Here is a 9,340-nt window from a genome sequence, read left to right as displayed (position 1 = left end):
GGCGGGCTTAACTTCCGTGTTCGGAATGGGAACGGGTGTTTCCCCGCCGCTATGGCCACCGGAAATCTTCTGTCAAACCCCCGCGGTTCCTCGAGCCGTTCAGAGCGAGCACGAGCGCCGATGTCCCCAAGCCCTCGGCCGATTAGTACCGGTCGGCTGAACACCTCACGGTGCGTACACCTCCGGCCTATCAACGTGGTCGTCTAGCCACGGGCCTTACCAGGTTGACCCTGTGGGAGACCTCATCTTGGAACGGGCTTCGCGCTTAGATGCTTTCAGCGCTTATCCCTTCCGCAGGTCGCTAACCAGCCGTGCCCTTGGCAGGACAACTGGCACACGAGAGCTGCGTCCGTCCCGGTCCTCTCGTACTAGGGACAGCCTTCCTCAGGTCTCCTGCGGCTGCACCAGATAGGGACCGAACTGTCTCACGACGTTCTAAACCCAGCTCGCGTACCGCTTTAATGGGCGAACAGCCCAACCCTTGGGACCTGCTACAGCCCCAGGATGCGATGAGCCGACATCGAGGTGCCAAACCTTCCCGTCGATATGGACTCTTGGGGAAGATGAGCCTGTTATCCCCGGGGTACCTTTTATCCGTTGATCGACGGCGCTTCCACACGCCACCGCCGGGTCACTATGCCCTGCTTTCGCACCTGCTCGACTTGTCAGTCTCGCAGTCAAGCTCCCTTTTGCCATTGCACTCGACGGCTGATTGCCAACCAGCCTGAGGGAACCTTTGGGCGCCTCCGTTACGCTTTAGGAGGCGACCGCCCCAGTCAAACTACCCACCAGACGCTGTCCCCGACCCGGATGACGGGTCCGGGTTAGAGTCCCAGCACGGCCAGGGTGGTATTTCAACGTTGCCTCCACTCCAGCTGGCGCTGGAGCTTCCCAGGCTCCCACCTATCCTACACAAGCCGTACCAAGACCCAACATCAAGCTGTAGTAAAGGTCCACGGGGTCTTTCCGTCCTGGTGCAGCTAACGAGCATCTTTACTCGTACTTCAATTTCGCCGGGTCGGTGGTTGAGACAGTGGGGAAGTCGTTACGCCATTCGTGCAGGTCGGAACTTACCCGACAAGGAATTTCGCTACCTTAGGACCGTTATAGTTACGGCCGCCGTTTACCGGGGCTTAGGTTCAGAGCTTCGCCCTTGCGGGCTGACCCTTCCCCTTAACCTTCCGGCACCGGGCAGGCGTCACAGCGTATACATCGTCTTACGACTTCGCACGCTGCTGTGTTTTTAGTAAACAGTCGCTTCCCCCTGGTATCTGCGACCCCTTCGAGCTCCGGACGCGAGGTCCTTCACCCTAGTGGGGCCCTCCTTCTCCCGAAGTTACGGAGGCAATTTGCCGAGTTCCTTAACCACCGTTCTCCCGATCGCCTCGGTATTCTCTACCTGCCCACCTGCGTCGGTTTGGGGTACGGGCACCGTGTCAGCTCGCTAGAGGCTTTTCTCGGCAGCATGGGATCGGTGACTTCGCCTGAATCGGCTCGGCATCGCGTCTCAGGGTTGTATGAGGCCCGGATTTGCCTGGTCCTCCCCCTACACGCTTACCCCGGGACAACCAACGCCCGGGTTCACCTACCCTTCTGCGTCCCCCCATCGCTACCCTTACCGGGGCTGGTCGGTTCGCCCGAAGGCAGCCCCTTAGTTCCCCGGATCGGGTTGGGCGCGGACACGGTGGTACCGGAATATCAACCGGTTGTGCATCGACTACGCCTCTCGGCCTCGCCTTAGCTCCCGACTCACCCTGGGCGGATTAGCCTTCCCCAGGAACCCTTGGGCTTTCGGCGGAGGGGTTTCTCACCCCTCTCTCGCTACTCATGCCGGCATTCGCACTCGACCACGCTCCACGACGGTTCACACCGTCGCTTTACTGCGAGATCGACGCTCCGCTACCGCCCCTGCTTGCGCAGAGGCCCGCAGCTTCGGCTCTGGACTTGAGCCCCGCTAAATTGTCGGCGCAGGACCACTCGACCAGTGAGCTATTACGCACTCTTTCAAGGATGGCTGCTTCTAAGCCAACCTCCTGGCTGTCTGGGCAGTCCCACATCCTTTCCCACTTAGCACGGATTTAGGGACCTTAGCCGGCGGTCTGGGCTGTTTCCCTCTCGTCCGAGGAGCTTATCCCCCACGGACTGACTGCCGGGCTGTGGAGTTACGGCATTCGGAGTTTGGTTGGGGTCGGTAGGCTTGTGGGCCCCCTTGCCCATCCAGTGCTCTACCACCGCAACTGAACACCCGACGCTAGCCCTAAAGCTATTTCGGGGAGAACCAGCTATCACCGGGTTTGTTTGGCCTTTCACCCCTACCCACAGGTCATCCCCCAGGTTTTCAACCCTGGTGGGTTCGGTCCTCCACGAGGTCTTACCCTCGCTTCAACCTGCCCATGGGTAGATCACCCGGCTTCGGGTCTAGGACACGCGACTAGACGCCCTGTTCGGACTCGCTTTCGCTGCGGCTCCACCTCTCGGCTTAACCTCGCCACGTGTCGCTAACTCACCGGCTCATTCTTCAAAAGGCACGCCATCAGGGCCGCCGGTACTACCCAGCAGCTACCCTCTGACGGTTTGTAGGCCAACGGTTTCAGGTTCTATTTCACTCCCCTCCCGGGGTTCTTTTCACCTTTCCCTCACGGTACTTGTCCGCTATCGGTCGGCGAGTAGTACTTAGCCTTAGGAGGTGGTCCTCCCAGATTCACACGGGATTCCACGTGCCCCGTGTTACTTGGGGACACTGCCGGGAGACCGGACGAATTTCGCGTACGGGGCTGTCACCCTCTCTGGCGCAGCTTTCCAGAAGTCTTCCGCTATTCGCCGGTTTTGTAACTCCCTGATCGGTCCGACGCCCGATCTGGCAGGCCCCACAACCCCCGACCGGCAACGCCGTCGGGCTTTGACACCGGCCGGGTTTGGGCTGGTCCCTTTTCGCTCGCCGCTACTCAGGGAGTCGCTGTTGCTTTCCTTTCCTCGGGGTAATGAGATGTTTCACTTCCCCCGGTTAGCCCCTCACGCCCTATGTGTTCAGGCGTGGGTGACACCCCATTACGGGTGCCGGGTTTCCCCATTCGGAGATCCGCGGATCACAGCTTGCTCGCAGCTCCCCGCGGCTTATCGCAGCCTGCCACGTCCTTCGTCGCCTCTCGCCGCCAAGGCATCCACCGTTGGCCCTTAGTAGCTTGGTAATAGAGATGCTCGTGCTCGCTATGCAATTCTCAAGGATCAAAGCGACCGAGCAAGTTTCTTCCTTCTGGCACGCACAACTACTGCCCTCGGGAAGCTTGCTCCCTCAAAACTGGATAGTGCGTCCGCCCCCACCCCACGGGCCGGCATCTCCAGCACAGAGACACTGCGCGAGTTCCAGCTCATGGGTTGTGAAGCGAGTAGTCGGCTGTCTACTAAATCGAGCCCAAGAGTGCTATCTGCTGCCGATCGGACCGTACTTGTCCCTACAGGCAGATAGACGGCTCAAAAGGCTCCTTAGAAAGGAGGTGATCCAGCCGCACCTTCCGGTACGGCTACCTTGTTACGACTTCGTCCCAATCGCCAGGCTCGCCTTCGACGGCTCCCTCCCTTGCGGGTTGGGCCACCGGCTTCGGGCGCTCCCGACTTTCGTGACGTGACGGGCGGTGTGTACAAGGCCCGGGAACGTATTCACCGCGGCATTGCTGATCCGCGATTACTAGCGATTCCGGCTTCACGGAGTCGAGTTGCAGACTCCGATCCGAACTGAGACCGGTTTTGTGGGATTCGCTCCCCCTCGCGGGTTCGCAGCCCTTTGTACCGGCCATTGTAGCATGTGTGCAGCCCAGGGCTTAAGGGCCATGATGACTTGACGTCGTCCCCTCCTTCCTCCGAGTTGACCTCGGCAGTCCCCTGTGAGTCCCCGGCACTACCCGTTGGCAACACAGGGCAGGGGTTGCGCTCGTTGCGGGACTTAACCCAACATCTCACGACACGAGCTGACGACAGCCATGCAGCACCTGTGCAGGGCGCCGAAGCAGCCCCTGTTTCCAGGGGTTTTCCCTGCATGTCAAGCCCTGGTAAGGTTCTTCGCGTTGCATCGAATTAAGCCACATGCTCCACCGCTTGTGCGGGCCCCCGTCAATTCCTTTGAGTTTTAGCCTTGCGGCCGTACTCCCCAGGCGGGGCACTTAACGCGTTAGCTTCGGCACGGAAGGTGTAGACAACCACCCACGCCTAGTGCCCATCGTTTACGGCTGGGACTACCAGGGTATCTAATCCTGTTCGCTCCCCCAGCTTTCGCTCCTCAGCGTCAGGAACGGCCCAGGAGACCGCCTTCGCCACTGGTGTTCCTCCCGATATCTGCGCATTTCACCGCTACACCGGGAATTCCATCTCCCTCTGCCGTCCTCTAGCCACGGAGTATCGACTGGCCTCCCGGGGTTGAGCCCCGGGCTTTCACAGCCGACTTCCGTAGCCGCCTACGAGCTCTTTACGCCCAGTGAATCCGGACAACGCTCGCCCCCTACGTATTACCGCGGCTGCTGGCACGTAGTTGGCCGGGGCTTCTTCTGCGGGTACCGTCACTTTCGCTTCTTCCCCGCTGAAAGGGGTTTACAACCCGAAGGCCTTCGTCCCCCACGCGGCGTCGCTGCGTCAGGCTTTCGCCCATTGCGCAAGATTCCCTACTGCTGCCTCCCGTAGGAGTCTGGGCCGTGTCTCAGTCCCAGTGTGGCCGGACACCCTCTAAGGCCGGCTACCCGTCGTCGCCTTGGTAGGCCGTTACCCCACCAACAAGCTGATAGGCCGCGAGCCCATCCCGAACCGGCGGACCTTTCCACCAAAGAACATGCGTCCTCTGGTGGGTATCCGGTATTAGCCCCGGTTTCCCAGAGTTATCCCGGTGTTCGGGGTAGGTTGCTCACGTGTTACTCACCCGTTCGCCGCTAGGTCTTCTCCCCGGTTGCCCGGGGATGGACCCCGCTCGACTTGCATGTATTAGGCACGCCGCCAGCGTTCGTCCTGAGCCAGGATCAAACTCTCCATCGAAAAACTGGCCTCCCCGACTTATGCCTTAGTAGCTCCATCTAATACCGATTGCCTCCGAAGATTCGCCTAGTTGGCAATCTGGCGGAAAGCAATCGTTTCGAGAGCAACGGCTGAGCCAGGGAGAGTTTTCAATGAGAGTCCTGGACAATCGGACCCACAGCGCGACCATTCAACCGTATCCGGTCGAATATGGTCTTAGCCTGCTGTCGCCCCAATCGTCCGGATTTGTCATCCGCCTTCCCGATAGGTCACAAAAGGACTTAGAGCTGAAACCACTCTTTCCCTTTCTCAACGGACCTCTCGGGAGCGATGATTTACCGACTTTTGGCGCACTATCCAGTTTTCAAGGAGCAAACAGCGCCCGAGTCTAATCCAAGGGCCTAGCGCGTTAGCGAATTTCTCGTGCACTCCTGCTCGCGGAGAGCGAGCTTCTAAAGACTCCGCCGGCGTCCCGGCGGCTTTCTGGAAGGAGTCAGCGCGCCTACTCAGGATCATCAGAATATCCCGGCCCCACTGTCCAGTCAACGCGATAAAAGTGCTCCGCATTCCAGGTCATATCCTACTGTGCGCAGGCCGCTCGCCTAGACCAGGCAGCTCGCTACGGGCGCTCTGAGACCGACACTTTTACGACACGTCTCTTACCCACTGAGACCACCTGGCCGTCCAGTGCTGCGATTTCTATTTCGGCAGTTGGGTCGGTTATCAGCTCTCCGCCGATCCTCACTGCTGACTGCTCTATCATGCGTTTGCCTTCTGAGTTTGAAGAAACCAAGCCTAGCGCCGCTATAAGGCGGGCCGCCCAGATTCGGCCGTCCCGCCCTTGCGCCGGATCCAGCCTTACTTCGGGGATTTCGTCTGGAAAACCCCCTTCGACAAAAACTCGATCGAACTGCTCCTCGGCAGCTGTTGCGGCTTGCGGACCATGGTACAGCCCCACCACTGAGCGGGCCATCGCCCGCTTAGCATCGCGCGGACTTTCTCGTCCTGACTGAAGATCCGCAATCAAGCGTTCGGCTGTGTCCAAATCAAAGCCAGCTGCCAAACGGATGTACTCGGGAAGTAAATCGTCCGAAATTGACATCAGTTTTCCGAACATCTCGGCGGGAGGAGTATCGATGGCAATGTAGTTACCGTAGCTTTGGCTCATTTTCATCTTGCCGTCGGTTCCCCGTAGCAATGGAAGAGTCAAGCACACCTGTGGTTGCTGGCCCACCGCCCGTTGAAGATCCCGACCGGCTATGAGGTTGAAAACCTGATCGTTGCCCCCCAGCTCGATGTCGGCCTCTACCGCAACGGAGTCATATGCCTGCAGCAGCGGATAGAGAAACTCTACGATGCTTATGGGATTTCCCGCCTTGAAGCGCTCGGCAAAGTCGTCGCGTTCGAGCATCCGGGCGACAGTCGACTGGGAAGCCAACCACAAGAACCGCTCCGAATCAAAGTTGTCCAACCACTCAGAGTTGTATCGAATCTCTAGGCGCTCTCGGCTCAGAATGCTGGTTATCTTGTCCAGACATGCACTCGCGTAGGCTTTGACCTGTTCTTTGTCCAGCCTCGGTCTAGTTTTGGATCTGCCGCTTGGATCCCCTACTCGTGCGGTGAAGTCCCCTACGATGAGAACCGCAACGTGGCCAAAATCCTGAAAGAGTCGGAGTCTTCGCAAAACGACCGCCCACCCGAGGTGTACATGTTGAGCAGTGGGATCCACGCCGAGCTTGACCCGGAGCGGCCGCCTGTCGGCAGCCGACTCTGCAAGCTTGGTTTGCAGGCCTCCCTCGGGAATCACATGGGTAGCGTAGGCAGTCAGTTCTCGATTCTGACGTTCGATGTCCAAATCGGATGTGGCTTGGATAAGAGGTCGCTCTTTATCGCTCAAAACCGGGGCATCCTCCAGTCGAGTAAAAAGCAGATAGATCGATCACATACGCAATGCTAGCTACATGGAGCACCTCAGTATCTAAAGATCCATCAAAGAATCCGTTCTTTAGAGCCATCAGCAGAGCTCCAATCTGGCTGGCGTGTGCAGCCATTGTGGCAGCAACAATAGGCTGCGCCCGCTGGGACACGCCAGCGCTTGTCTCCGCCATACGACCGCCAGCCCAAACCAGCTCTGTCACCGCAGCCGATGGATCCATCATCGCTCAGCTCCATGCTGTCGAGAATCGTCAGGTCGTTCCCATAACCGAGGTAGCCGAGCCCGCCGTGCAAGCCGTAGTGGCTGTCGAGGACGCATCCTTTTTCGATCACTCCGGGGTGGATTACAAGTCGATCGTAAGAGCTCTTATTCGGGATTTACTCAGAGGGGAGGCGGCGGAGGGGGGCTCTACGATCACTCAGCAATACGTGAAAAATGCTCTCATTGGGTCCGAGAAAACGCTTTCGAGAAAGTTGCGAGAGGCTTCCCTTGCCTACCACCTAGAAAAAAGCCTCTCTAAGCAAGAGATACTCGAGCGGTACTTGAACACTGTGTATTTCGGTAGAGGCGCATACGGCATCGAGGCAGCTGCGAAGACTTACTTCGGAAAGAGCGCTTCGCAGCTTAGCCTTGCAGATTCAGCGCTTCTGGCAGGACTGATCAAGTCTCCTGGAGACTACGATCCTGCACTCTCGCCGGATTCTGCGAAGCGCCGGCGGGACTTTGTCCTAGACATCATGGCCCGACACCGTCTTTATCCATTGGACCAAATAAGCGCAGCAAAAGAACAGCCGATACAAACCCTTCCGATTCAGGAATCCGAGCGGTTTCTAGCGCCGTACTTTGTCGACTACGTAAGGCAGTGGATACTGACTGACCCTCGCTTTGGGGATACACCCGGCGCTAGGGCGCAACTGCTCTATGGCGGAGGGCTTCGAATCGAGACGACACTCGATCCGCGGATGCAGGCCGCCGCAGAGGCGGCTGTGGCCAAAGTTGTCTACAAACCCGAGGACCCTTATGCGGCGCTCGTAGCCATCGACGCTAAAACTGGCGCAGTAAGGGCGATGGTAGGGGGGAGGGATTTTTTCGATCCTTTGGATCCGCAAGCCAAATTCAATTTGGCAACTCAGGCCAGGCGGCAACCCGGATCCGCGTTCAAACCATTCGTATTGGCGACAGCTCTTTCAGTCGGCATTCCCGAAGACAAGGTCTACAAGGGAGGCTCGCGGATCTCCATTCCGATCGGCGGAGGTGCTACTTGGGAAGTAAAGAACTACGACGATCGAGCCTATGGACCCATGACTCTGCGGACCGCCACGACCTTTAGCGTCAACGTGGTTTATGCCCAAGTCATGCGCGAGGTAGGCCCTGTGCGAGTAGTGCAAACGGCCCACAAAATGGGCATCGTCTCTCCCATCAAAGCGGTCCCCGCAGTTGGTTTGGGATCAGAGGAAGTCACCCCATTTGAGATGGCATCCGCTTACCAAAGCCTTGCAAACGACGGGGTGCACATTGAGCCGTACGCTGTGTCGAAAATCACCGACGCCAATGGAAATGTCATTTATGAGACCACGCCTAAGCAAACCCAGGCCCTCGACCAGTCTCTAGCTGCTCGAGTCAACGACATTCTGCAAGATGTAATGAAACAGGGGACCGGTGTTGACGCTCGAATAGGTCGCCCGGCTGCAGGAAAGACGGGTACCTCAGAGAACGAAGCCGATGCGTGGTTCGTGGGCTACACACCAGAACTGGTTGCAGCAGTGTGGGTTGGATTTCCTCACGGACAAGTTCCTATGAAACCGCCAAACACTCGGGAGACCATTCTTGGCGGAACCTGGCCGGCCCTGATATGGCGTAACTTCATGGCAGTTGCGTTGGCCGACATACCTGCCAGTCAGTTTCCTCCACCCGGTGGAGAATCCGCCTTGTCTGGAGTAGAGCCACTCGAGAACCTCATGGGATATGAGGCTTCCGACGCAGAGGCGTACCTGATGGGTCTGGGCTACAAGGTCCAAAAAATATACGAGTATAGCGACGAGTTTCCTCCCGATCGCGTGATTCGACATGATCCGGAGCCTGGGGCGCGTGTACCTGTAGGTGGCACCGTCAAACTGTGGATCTCGACCCAAGAAGGAAAACCTCTTCTTGTACCTAATTTGCTCGGGCTCGTCGAACAAGATGCGCGGGACGCTATCTCGCTCGCTGGCTTCAAAGGAAAAAGCCACGTCGAGTCTGATCCCGACCCGGATGCAGCCGCCCGCTTCGCCGGCCGAGTCTGGAAGCAACAGCCTCCTCCGGACACCAAGGCAGCTCCTAGTACGACTATCGAGTACTGGGTAAATCCGCTTCCATCTTCAGCCCCTCGGGGATAGTTGCTATCCGAACCCAAGATGCCTAAAGCCTTGA

At 58.2% G+C, this 9,340-nt stretch carries 3 protein-coding genes and 3 rRNA genes; 1 reads left to right on the top strand and 5 read right to left on the bottom strand.

The window, feature by feature from the left end:
- The 5 genes from rrf to C4318_05885 form a co-directional block, all read right to left on the bottom strand.
- A 5S ribosomal RNA gene (gene rrf / locus C4318_05905) occupies positions 1-63 on the bottom strand; the annotation flags it as partial.
- Positions 64-125: 62 nt separating this feature from the next.
- Positions 126-3,201, bottom strand: a 23S ribosomal RNA gene (locus C4318_05900).
- Positions 3,202-3,479: 278 nt separating this feature from the next.
- Positions 3,480-5,012 (bottom strand): 16S ribosomal RNA (locus C4318_05895).
- A 292-nt stretch (positions 5,013-5,304) separates the two neighbouring features.
- The gene (locus C4318_05890; GenBank protein ID MER3454677.1) at positions 5,305-5,562 is read right to left on the bottom strand and encodes a hypothetical protein; all 258 of its coding nucleotides are present in this window, start codon (positions 5,560-5,562) and stop codon (positions 5,305-5,307) included.
- A gap of 52 nt (positions 5,563-5,614) precedes the next feature.
- Complete coding sequence (locus C4318_05885; GenBank protein MER3454676.1) at positions 5,615-6,931, bottom strand: tyrosine--tRNA ligase; 1,317 nt, start codon at positions 6,929-6,931, stop codon at positions 5,615-5,617.
- A gap of 14 nt (positions 6,932-6,945) precedes the next feature.
- Between C4318_05885 and C4318_05880 the strand changes: the two genes are divergently transcribed.
- Positions 6,946-9,306: a penicillin-binding protein gene (locus C4318_05880; GenBank protein MER3454675.1), complete on the top strand. Its 2,361-nt coding sequence runs from the start codon at positions 6,946-6,948 to the stop codon at positions 9,304-9,306.
- The last annotated feature ends 34 nt before the right edge of the window (positions 9,307-9,340 follow it).

It is taken from the genome of Acidimicrobiia bacterium (assembly GCA_040289475.1).
GTDB lineage: Bacteria > Actinomycetota > Acidimicrobiia > ATN3 > PSLF01 > PSLF01.
Note: the sequence above shows the minus strand (reverse complement) of the source record. Positions and strands in the feature narration are given on the sequence as shown.